This is a genomic window from Marinifilum fragile (genome assembly GCF_963677365.1).
Taxonomy (GTDB): Bacteria; Bacteroidota; Bacteroidia; order Bacteroidales; family Marinifilaceae; genus Marinifilum; species Marinifilum fragile.
In genome coordinates this window covers 1,064,075-1,081,318 of sequence record NZ_OY781962.1, presented here as the reverse complement: position 1 = coordinate 1,081,318, position 17,244 = coordinate 1,064,075, and the positions used below count along the sequence as shown (strand labels likewise).

Sequence of the window (17,244 nt, the reverse complement as noted above, 5' to 3'; positions counted from 1 at the left end):
GCTTATGCATTAAATTTAAATATCATTTTCGGAATGTCTCATTCCAGATTTTTTCGGATTTGCTCTCAAGATTCTATATCGCTTACCAAAAAAGTATCGAAAGCTTAATTTGGCAATTTGAGTTTCTCTGTACTTGATTTCCTTATTATAGAACTCAGGATCCGAAGTATGTATCTTAAATCTGAAAGTATTGAATATATCATTAGCTGTAAAAGACAAACTACCTCTTCCTTTTAATACTTTTCTACTTAATCCTAAATCTACATAGTATAAATTTTGATATTTTCCTTGAGCAACCAAGATTTCTGATTGATAACGGAAGCTCGCCTGAAGTTTAAACCACTTTTTGAAGTTCATGATTGAAGTTACTTTCCCTTCAACTTCCCACATATCTCGTGTACCAAACTTATATCCTTCTCCTGGTTTTGTTTCTTCATAAATACCTGCCACATATCCACTCAAGCTCCACCACTTATTTAACTTTGTTGATCCTTCAAGCTCCAAAGCAGAGAAAAACTTTGAATCAAAATTACCAAATTGAACAATTGATCTATTGTCATCATCAATAAATCGATATTGATTAATTAGATTTTTATAGTAATTCACATATAAGGTAGTTTTGTAACTTGCCTTTTCTCTATCGAAAGACATTGACATTTCTGCATTATGGTTGTAATAGGCATCCATATCCTGTGATCCTAACCTTTGATTTTCGGGATCGCGAAGGTTTTGGAAAGGATTTAACATTCCTGAATTAGGTCGATATATCATTCTACTATAAGCCAATTGCCATTGCTTCTTATCCGAAATCTGATAAGACAAATGAATACTTGGGAAAAGATCTAAATAATCATCCTTAAATTCTTTATTGGTATTAATATCAGAATATTCGGCACGAAGACCTAATTCGTAGGCAAACTTCCCTTTTGAATCAGAATACATTGCATACAATCCGTGGATGTTTTCTTCGTAATTAAAATCGTAAACAACCGAACCAACTTTATAATCTATTTCGTTATTTCTATAAAGATAACCAGTTTGAAACTTGCCTTTATCCCCAACAGGAAGCTCATAATCCACCTGAGCAACAGCTTCTTTCCTTGTCGTTTTGTAAAAATCTGAGTACAGGTTTGAAATGTTAGCTGTTGGTTCCAATATTTCATCTTGAGCAAAATTTTGGATATTGAGATACTCTGCATAGTTACCAGCATTGTCAGCAGCATTATCTGTATAAGCCAAATCTATCGAAAGAGTTTCCCCTTTCTTAGCAAACTTGTGGATATAAGACGCATTGTAAACCCATGAATTCATATCTAAATCAACAGCACTGGTTCTATAATCAACAATTGGCATTGCACTACTTAAAACATTTGCACGAGTATAATCATAGCTTCCATTCCAATTTTGAAGAACATCTTGGTACTTGGCTGAAAAAGTAAGTGTGTTATTATCATTAATCAAATAATCCCAGCCCAATTTGCCAATGTGATATCGATTTCCAAAATCAACATCCGCATTTTCTAATAGAAGAGTATGTACACCTTCCTTCTTAATCTCTCTTTGCACATGGTAATCTCGCCCTGCCCAATCATCTTTATAATTATATGAACCAAAAAAATTCACTTTTCCAGTACGATAATTTCCACTAATACCACCAGATTTCTTATCCTTAGTACCTACCGTTGCAGCCACACTACCATTAAAGCCCTTTATCCTGTCCTTCTTCATGATAATGTTAATGATACCTCCTGCTCCCGTTGCATCATATTTGGCAGAAGATGTACTGATTACTTCAATACGATCAACATCGTGAGCGGACATACCATTTAAAACTTCAGCTGGATTAATACCTAGAAGACCACTTATTTTTCCATCAATCAAAATTTTCACATTAGAACTTCCTCTAAATTGAATTGCTCCTTCAGCATCTACACTCAATTTAGGCAGGGTATTCAAAACTTCATTTATGGTTCCTCCATCAGCAACCGGCGATTTGGAAACATTGTAAACAGTTTTACCAAGTTCTACCTTGGAAAATTCTCTATTTCCTTCAACCTTAACTTCTGAAATATTTTTGGTGTCTATTTTAAGTTTTACAGGATTAGTTAGAATCTTACTTTCTCCATTCTTAATATCCAACATTTTACTACTGTAAGTGATATACCCCATATACTCAACCTTAAAGTAATAGGATCCAGCACTTAATTTTTCCAGCAAAAAATCGCCTCTCTTATTTGAAATTGTTCCTTTTACAAGCTTTGAACTATCTGAAGAATAAATGGAAATTGTTGCAAACTCCAATGGTTTGTTTGATTGGTTTTCAATAATTTTTCCCTTTAGCGAAGAACTTCCTTTTTCATTTGATAGGTTATTTGAGAAAGCTACATAAGAAGAAAAAATACTTATCAAAATAATAATAAACGCACTTTTAGCGTAAGTAAATCTTAGGTTCATTCTAGTTATAGATTAGTTTAGTGTAGTTGGGCAGGACAAATATATATAATTATGTTGAAAATAAAATACTTATTCAGAAATATATTTGATATTTATAATAAAAATAAATACTCTTATCCATTATTTTGGTCACTTCATTTAAATTCTTGTAAAATTTTAAATTCAATAAACAATACTTAATTATTACTTTTCTTTTTAGATACTGACAAAAAAAATCGCTACTACATTAATGCAATAGCGATTTTTTCATTGTCGAATATAAATTAAATCTCCAATTGTTTCTTGAGAAGTTTGAATCCATTTCGGCTAACTTTTAAACTTTCGCCTGATTTAAGAATAACTACCCAATTATCTTTCTCATATGGTTGCAATTGCGAAATTTGATCGATTTTCACCAAATACGAACGATGTATTCTGCAAAACTCATCAGAATTCAGATGCAACTCGAAATATTTCATTGTTTTTTGTTTCAGGTAACGTCCTTCATCTGTATATATCATTACATAATCATCTTGAGCTTCGAAATATTTAATTTTATCAACTGCAATTACATCAATCTTATTTCTGGACTTGATTACCACTCTATTGATTAATTCTTCCGAATCATCATTGTGTGATTTTATTTTTTCAATCTGATCTAGATTGTCAGTAACATTCGAAATTCTTTCTTTTGCTTTCTCCAAAGCAGCAAGAAATCTATCCTTTGAAAATGGTTTTAACAAGTAATCAATAGCATTGTGTTCAAATGCTTTTATTGCATATTCGTTATAAGCTGTAGTAAATACGATATTACAAGGTTTATCCAGTAATTCCAGTAATTCAAATCCAGTTAATTTTGGCATCTGTACATCTAAAAACACCAAATCCGGATTTAAGTCATTAATCGCCTTTAGTCCCTCAAAACCGTTTGCAAACTCTCCTATAACTTCAATATCCTTTTCAGAGTCCAAATAGTTAGCAACCAAATCTCTGGCCAATGACTCATCATCTATAATTATTGCTTTTATCATGCTTGTATATTTTGTGGGAATTCTAAATTTACTGTAAACTGATTTTCTGATTTAACAATCTTCATTAAATCAGTTCTTCCATAAATTAAACTTAATCGTTCCTGTATGTTTCTTAACCCAATGCCATTTCCTTTTGGTGGAATTGATTCGGGATCGAAATTATTGCTGATTGTAATTTTAAGTACATCATCAATCATTTCACAATTAGTACGTATGGTAACAGGCTCTATACTTTCATGAACCCCATACTTAATTGCATTTTCATAAATAGGTTGTAAGATTAAATTTGGAATCTCCAAATTATCACAATCTGAGGTAGAATTGAATTTTAACACTACTCTTTCACCAAACCTCACCTTTTCAATATCAAGATACAAGCGAATGTTATTCAATTCGTTTGATAAACTATTTAACTCCTTTAAATCTTGCCCTAATGAATATCTTAAGAAGGTAGACAATTTAACAACCATTTCTCGCGATTGTTCAGGGCTAGATAATGTAAGTGAACTCACCGAATTTAAGCTATTAAATAGGAAATGCGGATTAATTTGAGATTTTAGAGCATTTAATTCAGCTTCCTTTACCAAATTTTTCAGTTCCGATTCCTGAATGGTTTTTTCCTGAAAGTTTCTGTAATAAATGATCAAATAATAAACTAGTATTATATAATCGTATATACATAGTGCAAAAAACACTTGCCAATGTAATGGTATGAAATAGTTAATTCCATCTGGATCTTCACCAAAAAAAACTATTCTAATTTGATATGCTACGGAGATCCAAATCCCAACCACAATCACACCTGCGGTTAAATGATGAAGGATAAAACCCAAAATTCCGGATTCATCCATACTAACATAACGAACTACATACCAAACACATGCCCCTAAAACAAATAGAGGCAATGAGAAGCTAATCGAGTTTACAAAAGAGGAATATAAGTCATTTCCATCAAAATACCACCCAATTATAAAGAGAAGCAACACAAATAAAATCCATGTACAAATATAGATTGGTATTCCATAATAATTTCGTAATAAAGGATGCCTCATTTTTACTATTTATATGATTTAATTTCGCAACCTCCTAAAGCCACCAAACCTTTAATCACCAATTCTTTCTTCGGTTCAACCACATAATTAGCCGTTGGCATTCTTTTATCTGCAACACCACCTAAAACTGCCGAAACTTCAACTTTTACATCCCAATCCGAAGGAACAATTAAAACACAACCACCGAACATAGCAAAAATATCAATAACATTTGTTCCTTCTGCCAAATCTGCATTCGATAAATTTATTTCTGATCCACCAAACAGACAAGTTATTTTACCTCCTTTAAAATTTTTGGTATTGATCATCTTCTCGCCACCACCAAACACATTTAATTCATCGATATATCCTGAATCGTTACTATCAATTTCTCTGCCGCCAGGCATGCATTCATTTCTTTTTCTGATGATAAAAATTCCAACCACAATAAGAATTATTGGCCAAAATAACCCCTTCCAATGAAACCCCCAATCGAAAATTATTGGTAGAAGAAAAACCCCTCCAACTCCCATTAAAATTAATCCAGTAGTTTTATCCTTTTTACCAGCATAAAATAGCGCTCCAAGTCCAAATAACAATGCTGGCCACGAGAAAATTATATCTTTCATGTAGTAAGGGAAAATATCCAGATTTTTTAATACCAACAGACAACCAAACAGAATGAGAAAAACACCAAAAATTATTCTATTATTTTGTCTTGATTCTTGATCTTTATGATGATAATGATGTTTCATGGCTTTATATTTTAAAACTATTAATTTATACTTTATTTCTTACATTCTTTCGAAACAGGTTGGAATATATAGGCTATTCCTGCTACAATTAAAACTATTGGTAAAAACCAAATTTCCCAATTTACAGGTAGAAAAATCATTTCATCCAATAAAAAATAAGTTCCCACTGTAATGGCTGCAAAACCTCCTAAAATTCTCCTTTTAATAACAATTGATAGTAAGCCAACTAAAATTAATATAGACTCCCAACGATACAACCATGTCCAAATAAATTCAGAATGGAAATTTAACCGTTCAAGCATAACAACTACTCCAACTATAATTAATCCAATGCCTACAAAAAGGCTTCTATTTCTTCTATGTTCATCCATATTGTTTGATTAAGGTTCACATCAATAATTTTATTGTATCACTAAATTATTACAATTGTCTTTTTAATTTTTAGGCAAATCGGTTAACGGATTGCATGAATCGGTAAACGACATCGCATATCTTATTTGGGTAATAAAATTTGATTTTATTCCCAACTGTACCTCAATTCATTAATTAAACCAATTAAAGATTCCACCAAAAGCATGTAAAATTAAGCTTAAGGTTTACTATTTTTACATTTCATGAAGATGATTTATTCTTCAAATCTATTCACAAATTGATTACAATTAGATTATGAACCAACAAGAGGCTAAACTTCGCATTGACGAACTTCGCAATCAATTACATATACACAATCACAATTATTACGTTTTATCTCAACCAACTATCTCGGATTTCGATTTCGATATGTTATTGAAAGAGTTGATTGAGCTGGAAGAAAAGTATCCTGAATTTAAAGATCCAAATTCACCAACTCAGCGTGTTGGTAGCGATATCAATATAGAGTTCAATCAGGTAGAACACAAATACCCAATGTTATCTTTGGGAAATACCTACTCTGAAGATGAAATTCGAGATTTTGAAACCAGAATTAAGAAATTGATTGATGGTGAAATAAAGTATGTTTGTGAATTGAAATACGATGGTACCTCTATTTCGCTAACCTACAAAAACGGAAAATTGGTTCAAGCTGTTACCCGTGGTGACGGAGTTAGAGGTGATGATGTAACAGCCAATGTAAAAACGATTCGATCGGTACCATTGCAATTAAGTGGAAACGACTATCCTGAAGAATTTGAGATCAGAGGCGAAATTTTAATGCCTTTTTCAGTATTTGAAGAACTAAACAGAGAGCGTGAAGAAATCGGAGAAACACCATTCGCCAATCCAAGAAATGCAGCTTCGGGAACACTTAAAATGCAAAATTCAGCCATTGTTGCTAAAAGAAAATTAGATTGTTACTTGTACTATTTGCTGGGTGTAAACAATCCAAAAAGAGAGCACTTTGACAATCTTCAAACGGCTAAAAATTGGGGATTTAAAATTCCATCTCATACGGCTCTTTGCAATAATATCGATGAAGTAATCGATTTTATTAAATCATGGGATGAAAAACGTGATAGTTTACCTGTTCCTATCGATGGAATTGTTATTAAAGTAAACTCGATTGACCAACAGGAAGAGTTAGGTTTTACAGCAAAATCTCCACGTTGGGCAATATCATATAAGTACAAAGCTGAAAGAGTATCTACTCGCTTGAATCAAGTTACTTACCAGGTGGGAAGAACTGGTTCAATTACACCTGTTGCCAACTTAGAACCTGTACTCTTGGCAGGAACTACAGTAAAACGTGCATCTCTTCACAATGCCGATATCATTAATAATTTGGATTTACATGAAGGTGATACCGTTTTTGTTGAAAAAGGTGGAGAAATTATTCCAAAAATTGTTGGAGTAGATGAAGCAAACAGAATCAATGGGGCTGAAAAAATAAAATTCATTGAAAACTGTCCGGAATGTGATAGTAAACTGATTCGCAAAGAAGGAGAGGCAAATCACTACTGTCCGAATGATAAAAGTTGTCCTCCTCAAATTAAAGGTAGGATCGAACACTTTATCAGTAGGCGAGCCATGAATATAGATGGTCTTGGAGAAGAAACCATTGATCTGCTGTTTAAGGAAAACTTGATCAAGGATATTTCTGATCTATACATTTTAAAGAAAGAGGATATTGTTCCTTTGGAACGTATGGGTGATAAATCGGCCGACAGAATTTTAAACAGTATCCAAGATTCATTGCAAGTCCCATACGATAGAGTATTGTATGCACTTGGGATAAGATATGTTGGTGCAACTGTTGCCAAAAAACTGGCAAAAGCCATTCCTTCCATTGATCAATTGGCATCATCAACTGTAGAGGAATTGGTAGAAGTAGATGAAATCGGGATTAAAATTGCCGAAAGCATTGTTGAATATTTTTCGGATGAATACCATCAGGAATTAATCACTAAACTAAAAATTCATGGGCTTCAGTTGGAAAAAGAAGTTTCTGATTCCAAAGGAGCTAGTAATAAATTGGAAGGTTTATCCATTGTCATTTCTGGTAGTTTTGAAAAGCACTCTCGTGATGAACTGAAAGAACTCATTGAATTGCACGGAGGTAAAAATGTTGGATCCATTTCTAAAAAAACAAGCTTTTTACTGGCTGGTGAAAAAATAGGTCCTAGTAAATTGGCTAAGGTTGAGAAGCTGGGAATTCCAATGATTTCAGAAGATGAATTTTTAGAAAAGATCAATTCCTAAGTCAGGTATAGCATATGAATTTTACCGCAATTGATTTTGAAACCGCAAATGGCAAAAGAAATTCAGCCTGTTCGCTTGGTTTGGTTAAAGTTGAAAACGGCGTAATTGTTGACAGTCGAGAATGGTTGATTTCACCACCTGAAATGTACTTTCACCCGATTAATGTTAGCATACATGGCATTACTGAAGATGATGTGGCCAACCAGCCAAGCTTTAATTACATTTGGGATGAAGTGGAGGATTATTTACAAGATAGTATGGTAATTGCTCACAATGCAAGTTTCGATGTATCCGTACTTCGTGCCTGCCTTGAAACCTACGGAATTCCTAATCCTGATTTTGATTACATGTGTACGGTTCAAATAAGTAAGTATTTGTGGCCAAGCATGCCTAATCATAAACTTAATACTCTGGCACATCTATTTGATATCCCCTTAAAGCATCATAATGCCCTCGAGGACACTTTAGCCTGTGCTAAAATTGCGATTAAAGCTTGTGAAAGCATTAGTGCAAAAAACATGAATGATCTTGCAAAAGAGATAATGATAAAGCCTGGCAAAGTTTTTAAGGGAGGTTATCAATCTCCTAAAAAATATAAATAGGCTACATAAATTAGGCTTAAAAATTTTTCATAACTTGTCATTTCAAATGAGTTTGTAATCTAAAGCCTCTTGACGACAAGTCTGAATTTAAACTAGTATTCTGAAAATGAGTTTTATCCAAAATATTAAAGAAAAACTTGCTAATCGTATTATTAATAATAAACTAAGCAAAAATCCAAGAAAAAAGGAATTTCATAATTTGCAAAGTGCAAAAAACATCGGAATACTATTCGATACACTCGATGATAAAAATTATCCAACAGTGAAGAAGTTTTCTGATGATTTAAGCAAAAAAGGATTTCAAGTTCAAGCTGTTGGTTGGATAAATGCTAACGAATTACCTGATTTTGGTATAGCTCAAAAGATCATATTCTATACCAACAAGGATGTAAAATGGTCGGGTGAGCCAATTTCTGAAGAACTGATCAATTTTATGAACAAGAGGTTCGATTTATTATTTATTCTATCCGATTCGAACCACATTTCATTTAGATACATTGCAGAATTGGCCGCAGCTGCCTGTAAAGTTGGTTCTGCTTCTGATCAAAGTGGTCGTTTGGATTTAATGATTAATCAGGGAAACAATAAATCCATTGATAATTTAATTACAGAAAGCCTAAACTACCTTACACTTATAAAAAAAGACTAACATGACACTTAATAAATTTGAAGGAACAGGAATCGCCATTATTACTCCATTTCTGGACAATGGTGATGTTGATTTCGATTCTTTACGCAATCTTGTAGATTTTCAAATTACCAATGGAGTAAATTATTTGGTAGTATTGGGAACAACAGGCGAAGCCGCAACCTTATCCAAAGAGGAAAAACTGGCTGTTATCAGTTCTGTAATCGAAACCAACAATAATCGAGTACCATTAGTGGTTGGGTTTGGGGGTAACAATACCAAAGAAGTTGTTGAGCAGATCAATAAATTTAATTCTTTTGACAAGATCGATGCAATTTTATCCGTTGCACCTTACTATAACAAACCAAATCAAGAAGGAATTTTCCAACATTACAAAGAAATCGCATCTGCAAGTCCGGTTCCTGTGATCATTTACAATGTTCCGGGAAGAACAGGGGTTAATATTAATGCCGAAACTACCATTCGTATTGCCAATGAATTAAATAATGTTATTGCCGTAAAAGAGGCTTCGGGCAATTTGGAGCAGATCATGCAAATCATCAAAGACAAACCTGATCATTTCATGCTAATATCGGGTGATGATGCGCTTACCTATCCAATGATTCAATTGGGTGCTTCCGGAGTTATTTCGGTTATAGGGAATGCTTTCCCAAATGAATTTAGCACAATGGTGGCACAAGCATTGGAAAGAAAAAGTGAAGCTTTACAAACTCATTATCATTTTTTCGATATCATTAAAAGTATTTTTGAAGAAGGAAATCCTGCGGGAGTAAAAGCTTTACTTCATCAAAAAGGAATAATATTGAACAACTTAAGACTTCCTCTGGTTCAGGTTAGCGAGTCGCTTTACAAAAAACTAGATAATTTAAGGGAAGAGATTAATAGAATGGCATAAATATTGCTTTCTATAAAAAGTTTAACAGAGACACTTAAATTGATTTTACAAACAAAAAATGATTAGTTATATGAAAAACTCATTTCGCCTATTTGTTTTCGCTCTTGCAATAGTAAGTTTTGCGTCATGTTCAAGACAAGTAACAAGAGTTTCTCCAGATCAACAAATTGACTTAAGTGGTCGTTGGAACGATACCGATTCCAAACTGGCTGCAGAAGCTTTAATTGATCAGGTTCTTAATCAAGGTTGGATTAATGATTATGAAAAAGAATTCAATAAAAAGCCAGTGGTAACCGTTGGTTTAATCATGAATAAAAGCTCTGAGCATATTGATGCGGACACCTACATCAAAGACATTGAAAAGGCAATTCTTAACGACGGACGTGTACGATTGGTTCAAGCTGGCGCTAAAAGAGAGGAATTGAGACAGGAAAGAGCGGATCAACAAGATTTCGCATCTAAGGAAACCATTAAAAAATGGGGACTTGAATTAGGAGCTGACTTTATCCTTCAAGGAGATATCACCTCTATTATTGATAGTTACAAGAAAGAAAAGGTAAGATATTACCAATTAAATCTTGAATTAACTAATCTTGAAACAAACGAATTGGTTTGGATGGGTGATAAGAAAATCAAGAAATACGTTAATCGATAAAGTTTAATAAGGGAAGATTCGTCTTCCCTTCTCTTCTCTGGCAATGAACAATATGCTTCTTAAAAACAAAGCTTTTATTTTAATTCTATTTGTTAGCAGTTTATTCTTTTCAGGATGTGCAACCTACTACGCACAAAATGAGGCTTTCAATCAGTATTTCCTTAATGGAGATATTGCCAATGCTGAAAAAACACTTGATCAGGATGCTAAAAACAAAAGAAATAAAAATCGTTCTTTATACCTTCTAAATAAAGGTACACTTGCCTGGATGCAACAAGATTATCAAAAGGCTACGGACTATTTCAATCAAGCTGACCTGTTTATTGAAGACCAGAGAAAAAATATTGCCAACGAAGCCTTGGCATTGCTAACCAATCCGGCAACAAAACCATACGTTCCTGAAGATTTTGAAAATGTAATGCTTAATTTCTATAAAGCTTTAAGTTATTTGGAATTGGGCAATACCGAATCTGCATTAATTGAATGCCGAAGAGTAAACGAAAAGCTTTATGCTTTAAATGACAAATACCCAAGGAACTATAAAAATCGTTATAGTGATGATGCTTTTGCTCACACCTTAATGGGCTTAATTTATGATTCTTCAGGGGATGTTAACAATGCATTTATAGCTTACCGAAATGCTTTCAAGATTTACGAAGAAAATTATACCAAAAACTTTGGAACTCCTGCTCCGCAGCAACTTAAAGAGGACATATTAAGAACCGCTTACTTAACAGGTTTAAATCAGGAATACGAATTTTACAAAGAAAAATTTGGCTTTGATTGTATTAAAACCAATAAAGATGAAGGAGATCTTATTTTTATTTGGCTTACAGGTTTAGGTCCGGTAAAAGATGAATGGAGCATTAATTTTAGCACGCTAAATAGTAGCGATGGATACCTTACCATGGTAAACGAAGGTGAAGATGTTAGTTTCCCTTTCTATGTTGGCGACATGGACCGCGACAAACGAAATTCATTAAACAATTTGGAGTTTGTTAGAGTCGCTTTTCCAAAGTATAGAGAAAGAATGCCAATATTTACCTATGCTTCTATCCTTGTGAATGATACAATCAATTATCCATTAGAAAAAGCTGAAGATATTAATGCCATTGCCTTTAAATCTCTTCGCGACAGAATGATCAGAGAAATGGCAAACTCTTTATTGCGGCTGGCAACTAAAAAAGCTTTAGAAAATTATGCTCGCAGCAAAGATGATACTTTGGGAATGTTTGTGGGGATTTTAAATGCTGTAACCGAGAAAGCCGATACCAGAAATTGGCAAACACTACCTCACAGCATTCATTACAAAAGAATAAGATTGAAAGAAGGTGAGAATAACTTAAACCTACAGGTTAGCTCTCCAGATGGTTCTGTGAACAATCACAACGTACAGGTGATTATAAAAGCTGGAAAAACCAGTTTCTATACTTTTCACAATATGGAGTCAAACTAGAACCTTTGACTTGTTCAAGGTAAAATAGACCCATTCCTTATCGAATTCGGTTTTTATTTCGGCGTTAACCGTTAAATCTTCATTAAAGAATTTTTGACATCCCATAAACAAGCCAATAGCCAGATCGATGAGATCGTGTGTAGACTGGTAACTTACCATAAATGTGTTCTGATTGATTCTTTCAGTCTTAAAGCCCGTAATGCCCTGGTGAGGAAAATCGGATTGGAGTTTTACGTGAATAAAATAATCGATCTGCTCTAAGAATTCGAAAATATCTGAATTTCCTGCAAAATGTGGTCGGTACAATATAATGAAACGACTAAAAAGGTGCTCGCCAAAAAGTTTGGTCAAATCGGAAGGAGATATTCGAACTTCATTTGCCAAGCGTTTTACCAGATTGTGAAATTGGGTATAAGGATAATCCATATTTACATTAAACACACCGTAATCGCCAGCATCCAAAAATGAAATGATCTTTTCGATTGTATGCGAACCATACTCTCTTTCGGCCATTTCCAGAAATTCAGTAAAAAATATCCCTTTCATTAAATCTGATTTTACTACTACAACGAGAGTAAATATTTTTTATTGTTTAAAATACTAAAGTGGAATTTTATTTTGTTCCTTATTTCGCAATTCTTCTAAATATTTCTTTATTGCCAGGTACTTTTGTTCATAATCCCATCTTCCTTTATCCTTATTATGTGCGGCCTCATAAAATTTAAATGCCTCTTTCGGTTTATTCGTCACTTCGTAGATTTCGCCTGCATAAAAGTATGGCTCTGCCCTTTCAGGATAATTAACCGATGTATAGGTTAAAAACTTAATGGCTTCATTGTACTTTTCTTGTTGTTTCAGTTGCAAACAGACGCTTTCCAACAAAGAGTATGGTAGTTTTTCATTTCTACCATAATTCAGCATGATATCTCGTAAAAATCCATTTGCACTCCCTACTCCACCTTTTGCCAAATCTTCAACCGAAGGATATTTGTAATCTTTAAATATAATTTCCATCCCTCTCATTAAGCTTTTTCTGTACAAACTGTAATGATCTTCATCCGGCATCCATTCATATTTCCACTTTAAATCCTTTGGGGCTTTCTTTTCCATTAATTTTGTAAGCTCCTTGCAAGCCTCCAGCATATTTTTAGCTTCTTTGGCAAAACTCATAAACAAGTACTTGCGTAAGCTTGAATTTTCCGTTAAGAATGAGTCCATATCCTTTAGCATAGCCGTATCATTCCACCATAAAATGGGGCTAAAAGCCATGTAACGATCAAACAATTCGGGACGTGACAGAAAGGCATGCATTACAAACAATCCGCTATAGTTATGCCCCATTACCAAACGGCGAGAACTGCCTCGGTACTCTTTTGCTACAAATGGAAAGATATCGGTTTCCAAGGCTTTTAAAAAAGTATCGGCTCCTCCTCTGGATGGGAATATGGTTTTATTCAAAACCGAATCTACCGGTGTCATATCTCTAAAGCGATCGGTATTGGGTAATCCAACAACAATATGAGGTGGAATAAAATGATTGTCCATCAAAAAACCAAGCACCTCTACTCCTGTGGCAAAATTAGACTCAGCATCTAGTAAATAAATAACCGGGTAGCTAAAATAAGTATCTTTGAATTCACTTGGCAATAGAATTCGCAAGTCTCTATTCTCTTTTAAAACCGTTGAATAAACATTGGTATAAATAAGGTTTTGGGGATTAACCTTAGCAAATAAACTACTTACACAAAAAATCAATAATAATGTAGCAAATATACTTCGCTTCATAAAAATAGGGTTTAAGTGAATTTAACCTCTTTAAATTACAATTATTTACAGTATAAAAAAAACAATCCTTTATTAAGGAATTGTTTACGGTGACTAACGTAGAGATATTATCAAGAAAAAACCGAATTCAAGATGAATTCGGTTTTTAATTCCTATCAAACGTTTATTGCAAATACAGATCTAAGGTCAACTCAAAATCATCATATATGGTTTTGTCTCCCAAATTATCGAAAAAACTACCTGACCCATACCTCACATTAAATTGGCTTCGGTCAATCACAATTTTGCCACTAACGTGCAGGTCATTGTCATGATGATGCATATGTACCTTAAAACTGATTGGCTTGGTAATGCCTTTAATAGTAATATTGCCATGCACTTCATAACTTCCGTCTCCCAGATTCTTGGCATCTAGCATTTCGAATTTTGCTTCTGGATATTTCTCTACACCAAAGAAGTCATCCGATTTTAAATGCCCTTCGAGCTTCGCTTTATAGCCATCATCTTTAATATCGGTATTTTCAATAGATCTCATGTCTACCACAAAGCTTCCTTTTTCGAGCTGGTCTCCATTAAACACCAAACTACCTTCTGATACTTTTATAATTCCTGAGTGCTCACCAGTTACTTTTTTACCCAACCACTCAACCTTACTTTTTTCACTATTTAATTTCTTGCTTCCGCCATCTGCACTAGCGCTAATTGTAAAAACAAAAGCCAATACCATAAGGAATGCTGTTTTTCTTAAAATGGTTCGTTTCATATTTTCCGTTTTTTTTAATAATTGAGATTTCTAATCGATTTTTATGAGAGAAAATCATATGGAATACAATCTCAATACACTATTTGTTTTTATTCCAAATAAATTTAAGGAAATATTCCCGAGCAACTAGCATAAATTCTTGTTAAAGGCATGTTAAAAATGGAAGTAAATACAGAATAAGCCAAGAATTGAAAAAATATTTTATTTTGTAAGTTTCTACTTACAAACAGCTTAGAATATTTACCAAAGAAAGTTTCAAAAAAAAGAGAAAAAAGGCTTGCATAAACCAAGCTAAAACCCCTATATTTGCAGCGCCTTTAAGGAAAACGGACGCGTAGCATAACTGGATAGTGCACCACATTACGGCTGTGGAGGTTGGGGGTTCGACTCCCTCCGTGTTCACTTTAAAAGTCTTTCCTGGAACAAAGGGGCTTCCACCCTTCCAGGTTAAGAAATCGTTACCCTTCATCCGGTAACGATTTTTAAATCTTTCTTTTTGAAAGAAATCATTGCAGAAATGTTAATGACAAAAAAATGCGGATTCATTTGCATCAATAAAATTTAAACTGCTATATTTGCAGCCTCTTTTTTAAGAGACCAACGGACGCGTAGCATAACTGGATAGTGCACCACATTACGGCTGTGGAGGTTGGGGGTTCGACTCCCTCCGTGTTCACTCTAAAAATCTTTCTTGGAACAAAGGGGCTTCCACCCTTCCAGGTTAAGAAATCGTCACCCTTCATCCGGTGGCGATTTTTTTTGCCATTTACTGATATCATAAAACCAATGGCAACGGAATTTGGAATTCCTTCTGTATCCTAAACTTTCAAAAAATAATCAGGCATGTGTAAATTGTATAATTCCCTTATTCTTGTAGCTTTCATTGCTTTGTTTTCCTGTCAGCAGAATCATGTAAAAAGTTATGCCCTGCGATTAAAACCAGGAATGGATTTAAAGCAGGAAATGGCGCAATTTGTAAAGGACAGACAATTGAAATCCGCATCAATCTCTACCTGTGTTGGAAGTTTAAAAGAGTTAAACATTCGTCCTGCCAACCAAAAAGAACTCTTGCATTTGAAAGGACACTTCGAAATTGTTTCGCTAACCGGAACCTTTGCCGACAAAGGCGAACACAATCACATTCACATTTCGGTATCCGATAGCACTGGCTACACCATTGGCGGACATTTGGTGGATGGAAACCTGATTTATACCACTGCAGAAATTGTACTTTTAAACAACTCCAACATCGAGTTCACCCGCGAAATAGATCCTGAAACCACTTTCTATGAATTAAAGGTGAAGGAGAATTAGAGATAATTGGCACAATCTGCCTTATACTTCAGCATAAGAAATCGTCACCCTGCATCTGGTGGCGATTTTTTTTATACAAGCATGCTTTTTAATCCTTTATCGCCAGGCTAATGGTATTTTTGAATATATCGAATACTGAAGCTTAATTTTTCACCAGATAGCAAATCATAATAGAATTATTCTTACATTCAAAATGGATAAAATCATTAACACTTTAGGCAATGACACTACGATTTGGATTAAGACCATTCCTCTTAAACAATAGCAAAAACAAATACACAGCTGTAATTACTGATAACGAAACAGTATCCGAAAAGGAAATTATTGAAGCAATGATTGCCAAAGGATCAACAGTTAGTAAAGCCGAGGCATTGGCTGTTATAGAAGAGTACGAAGCCGCTGTTTGTAAGGCAATAGAGGAAGGCAAGAATGTAAACACGCGGATGTATAAAATTCATGCTGCCATTAAAGGAGTATTCGAAAGTGAAAAAGAGATTTTTGATCGCAAACAACATTCCATTCAAATTAACATTAAGGCTGGCAATAGGCTAAAACAATGCGTGGAAAATATCAAACTTGAAAAAATAAGTTTAAATGATAATGTCCCCCTACTCCTAACGATTCAAAATTTACACACCAAGGAATCAGAGCCACGATTCTCAGCCAATCATGTTATTTCGATTCGTGGTAAAAGACTAAAATTTGATCAGCAAGACCCCAATCAAGGTATTTTCTTTGTTAATGAAGATGGTTCGGAATTTAGGGTGGATAACCTGATTAAAAACAAACCATCGGAACTTATATTTATTGTGCCCGAAAAGATTAGTGGCAACCAATTTATTCTTGAAGTTAGATGTATGTTTCCCAATACCAGTCAACTTAGAATTGGTAGGCATCCCGATCGCTTCACCCTCTATTGACACCTATAACTTCTTCGTCGAGAACTTTAACTTTCTTCGTCGAGGTTTATAATATTTTTCGACGAAAAACGTTACATTCTTCGACGAAAATGATTACCACTCCCGAAGTCGCAAAACAAAAGTTACGTGAGGATCTGTTCAGTATTGGAGATACTCTCCCATTCTTCCTTAAATAATAATATGATACTTTTGTAATGGAATTATTGTTTTGTACATTCACAAACTATAATTGCACAATACATCCAAACATGGTATGCATTGTGCAATAAGCGATATAAG

General features: G+C 34.1%; 16 protein-coding genes and 2 tRNA genes. 10 read left to right on the top strand and 8 right to left on the bottom strand.

Annotation, left to right across the window (positions count from 1 at the left end):
* Nucleotides 1-15 precede the first annotated feature (15 nt).
* The 5 genes from ACKPCA_RS04090 to ACKPCA_RS04070 form a co-directional block, all read right to left on the bottom strand.
* Nucleotides 16-2,454, bottom strand: coding sequence for a TonB-dependent receptor (locus ACKPCA_RS04090; protein ID WP_321281577.1), 2,439 nt, complete (start codon nt 2,452-2,454; stop codon nt 16-18).
* A 263-nt stretch (nt 2,455-2,717) separates the two neighbouring features.
* Nucleotides 2,718-3,464 carry a LytR/AlgR family response regulator transcription factor gene (locus ACKPCA_RS04085; RefSeq protein ID WP_321281576.1) on the bottom strand — a complete coding sequence of 249 codons (747 nt, stop codon included), beginning with the start codon at nt 3,462-3,464 and terminating at the stop codon, nt 2,718-2,720.
* Nucleotides 3,461-4,516, bottom strand: a complete 1,056-nt coding sequence (locus ACKPCA_RS04080; RefSeq protein WP_321281575.1) for a sensor histidine kinase — start codon at nt 4,514-4,516, stop codon at nt 3,461-3,463. Before ACKPCA_RS04080 ends, ACKPCA_RS04085 begins: the two co-directional genes overlap by 4 nt.
* A 5-nt stretch (nt 4,517-4,521) precedes the next feature.
* Nucleotides 4,522-5,250, bottom strand: coding sequence for a LiaF transmembrane domain-containing protein (locus tag ACKPCA_RS04075; RefSeq protein ID WP_321281574.1), 729 nt, complete (start codon nt 5,248-5,250; stop codon nt 4,522-4,524).
* A gap of 32 nt (nt 5,251-5,282) precedes the next feature.
* Nucleotides 5,283-5,621, bottom strand: a complete 339-nt coding sequence (locus tag ACKPCA_RS04070) for a LiaF transmembrane domain-containing protein (RefSeq protein ID WP_321281573.1) — start codon at nt 5,619-5,621, stop codon at nt 5,283-5,285.
* 295 nt (nt 5,622-5,916) lie between these two features.
* On the opposite strand from ACKPCA_RS04070, the gene ligA reads away from it, so the two are divergent.
* From ligA to ACKPCA_RS04040, 6 genes are all read left to right on the top strand, one after another.
* The gene (ligA, locus tag ACKPCA_RS04065) at nt 5,917-7,926 is read left to right on the top strand and encodes an NAD-dependent DNA ligase LigA (RefSeq protein WP_321281572.1); all 2,010 of its coding nucleotides are present in this window, start codon (nt 5,917-5,919) and stop codon (nt 7,924-7,926) included.
* A gap of 14 nt (nt 7,927-7,940) precedes the next feature.
* Entirely contained in the window at nt 7,941-8,528 is a 588-nt protein-coding gene (locus ACKPCA_RS04060; RefSeq protein WP_321281571.1) for a 3'-5' exonuclease, read from the top strand.
* Nucleotides 8,529-8,634: 106 nt separating this feature from the next.
* Entirely contained in the window at nt 8,635-9,177 is a 543-nt protein-coding gene (locus ACKPCA_RS04055) for a DUF6913 domain-containing protein (RefSeq protein WP_321281570.1), read from the top strand.
* A 1-nt stretch (nt 9,178) separates the two neighbouring features.
* Nucleotides 9,179-10,072: a 4-hydroxy-tetrahydrodipicolinate synthase gene (dapA, locus tag ACKPCA_RS04050; protein ID WP_321281569.1), complete on the top strand. Its 894-nt coding sequence runs from the start codon at nt 9,179-9,181 to the stop codon at nt 10,070-10,072.
* Nucleotides 10,073-10,142: 70 nt separating this feature from the next.
* Complete coding sequence (locus ACKPCA_RS04045; RefSeq protein ID WP_321281568.1) at nt 10,143-10,727, top strand: penicillin-binding protein activator LpoB; 585 nt, start codon at nt 10,143-10,145, stop codon at nt 10,725-10,727.
* 43 nt (nt 10,728-10,770) lie between these two features.
* Nucleotides 10,771-12,183, top strand: coding sequence for a COG3014 family protein (locus tag ACKPCA_RS04040; RefSeq protein ID WP_321281567.1), 1,413 nt, complete (start codon nt 10,771-10,773; stop codon nt 12,181-12,183).
* Here ACKPCA_RS04040 and ACKPCA_RS04035 read toward each other — a convergent pair.
* The 3 genes from ACKPCA_RS04035 to ACKPCA_RS04025 form a co-directional block, all read right to left on the bottom strand.
* The gene (locus ACKPCA_RS04035) at nt 12,175-12,729 is read right to left on the bottom strand and encodes a heme NO-binding domain-containing protein (protein WP_321281566.1); all 555 of its coding nucleotides are present in this window, start codon (nt 12,727-12,729) and stop codon (nt 12,175-12,177) included. The genes ACKPCA_RS04040 and ACKPCA_RS04035 overlap by 9 nt on opposite strands.
* Before the next feature lie 54 nt (nt 12,730-12,783).
* Entirely contained in the window at nt 12,784-13,968 is a 1,185-nt protein-coding gene (locus ACKPCA_RS04030; RefSeq protein ID WP_321281564.1) for an alpha/beta hydrolase-fold protein, read from the bottom strand.
* A 163-nt stretch (nt 13,969-14,131) separates the two neighbouring features.
* The gene (locus ACKPCA_RS04025) at nt 14,132-14,731 is read right to left on the bottom strand and encodes a YceI family protein (protein ID WP_321281563.1); all 600 of its coding nucleotides are present in this window, start codon (nt 14,729-14,731) and stop codon (nt 14,132-14,134) included.
* 328 nt (nt 14,732-15,059) lie between these two features.
* On the opposite strand from ACKPCA_RS04025, the gene ACKPCA_RS04020 reads away from it, so the two are divergent.
* The 4 genes from ACKPCA_RS04020 to ACKPCA_RS04005 all read left to right on the top strand — a co-directional run bounded on the left by ACKPCA_RS04020 (nt 15,060) and on the right by ACKPCA_RS04005 (nt 16,965).
* Nucleotides 15,060-15,133, top strand: a tRNA-Arg gene (locus ACKPCA_RS04020).
* 200 nt (nt 15,134-15,333) lie between these two features.
* A tRNA-Arg gene (locus tag ACKPCA_RS04015) sits at nt 15,334-15,407 on the top strand.
* Nucleotides 15,408-15,574: 167 nt separating this feature from the next.
* Nucleotides 15,575-16,045 (top strand): PPC domain-containing DNA-binding protein, encoded by a 471-nt coding sequence (locus ACKPCA_RS04010; protein ID WP_321281562.1) that lies wholly within the window; start codon nt 15,575-15,577, stop codon nt 16,043-16,045.
* Between the two features lie 221 nt (nt 16,046-16,266).
* Nucleotides 16,267-16,965 (top strand): DNA-binding domain-containing protein, encoded by a 699-nt coding sequence (locus ACKPCA_RS04005; protein ID WP_321281560.1) that lies wholly within the window; start codon nt 16,267-16,269, stop codon nt 16,963-16,965.
* Nucleotides 16,966-17,244: the final 279 nt, after the last annotated feature.

Coding starts and splice junctions, on each gene's coding strand:
- ACKPCA_RS04040 (WP_321281567.1), top strand. CDS start 10,771: ATGAACAATATGCTTCTTAAAAACAAAGCTTTTATTTTAATTCTATTT.
- ACKPCA_RS04025 (WP_321281563.1), bottom strand. CDS start 14,731: ATGAAACGAACCATTTTAAGAAAAACAGCATTCCTTATGGTATTGGCT.
- ACKPCA_RS04005 (WP_321281560.1), top strand. CDS start 16,267: ATGACACTACGATTTGGATTAAGACCATTCCTCTTAAACAATAGCAAA.
- ACKPCA_RS04045 (WP_321281568.1), top strand. CDS start 10,143: ATGAAAAACTCATTTCGCCTATTTGTTTTCGCTCTTGCAATAGTAAGT.
- ACKPCA_RS04070 (WP_321281573.1), bottom strand. CDS start 5,621: ATGGATGAACATAGAAGAAATAGAAGCCTTTTTGTAGGCATTGGATTA.
- ACKPCA_RS04010 (WP_321281562.1), top strand. CDS start 15,575: ATGTGTAAATTGTATAATTCCCTTATTCTTGTAGCTTTCATTGCTTTG.
- ACKPCA_RS04085 (WP_321281576.1), bottom strand. CDS start 3,464: ATGATAAAAGCAATAATTATAGATGATGAGTCATTGGCCAGAGATTTG.
- ACKPCA_RS04060 (WP_321281571.1), top strand. CDS start 7,941: ATGAATTTTACCGCAATTGATTTTGAAACCGCAAATGGCAAAAGAAAT.
- ACKPCA_RS04075 (WP_321281574.1), bottom strand. CDS start 5,250: ATGAAACATCATTATCATCATAAAGATCAAGAATCAAGACAAAATAAT.
- ACKPCA_RS04030 (WP_321281564.1), bottom strand. CDS start 13,968: ATGAAGCGAAGTATATTTGCTACATTATTATTGATTTTTTGTGTAAGT.
- dapA (WP_321281569.1), top strand. CDS start 9,179: ATGACACTTAATAAATTTGAAGGAACAGGAATCGCCATTATTACTCCA.
- ACKPCA_RS04055 (WP_321281570.1), top strand. CDS start 8,635: ATGAGTTTTATCCAAAATATTAAAGAAAAACTTGCTAATCGTATTATT.
- ligA (WP_321281572.1), top strand. CDS start 5,917: ATGAACCAACAAGAGGCTAAACTTCGCATTGACGAACTTCGCAATCAA.
- ACKPCA_RS04035 (WP_321281566.1), bottom strand. CDS start 12,729: ATGAAAGGGATATTTTTTACTGAATTTCTGGAAATGGCCGAAAGAGAG.
- ACKPCA_RS04080 (WP_321281575.1), bottom strand. CDS start 4,516: ATGAGGCATCCTTTATTACGAAATTATTATGGAATACCAATCTATATT.
- ACKPCA_RS04090 (WP_321281577.1), bottom strand. CDS start 2,454: ATGAACCTAAGATTTACTTACGCTAAAAGTGCGTTTATTATTATTTTG.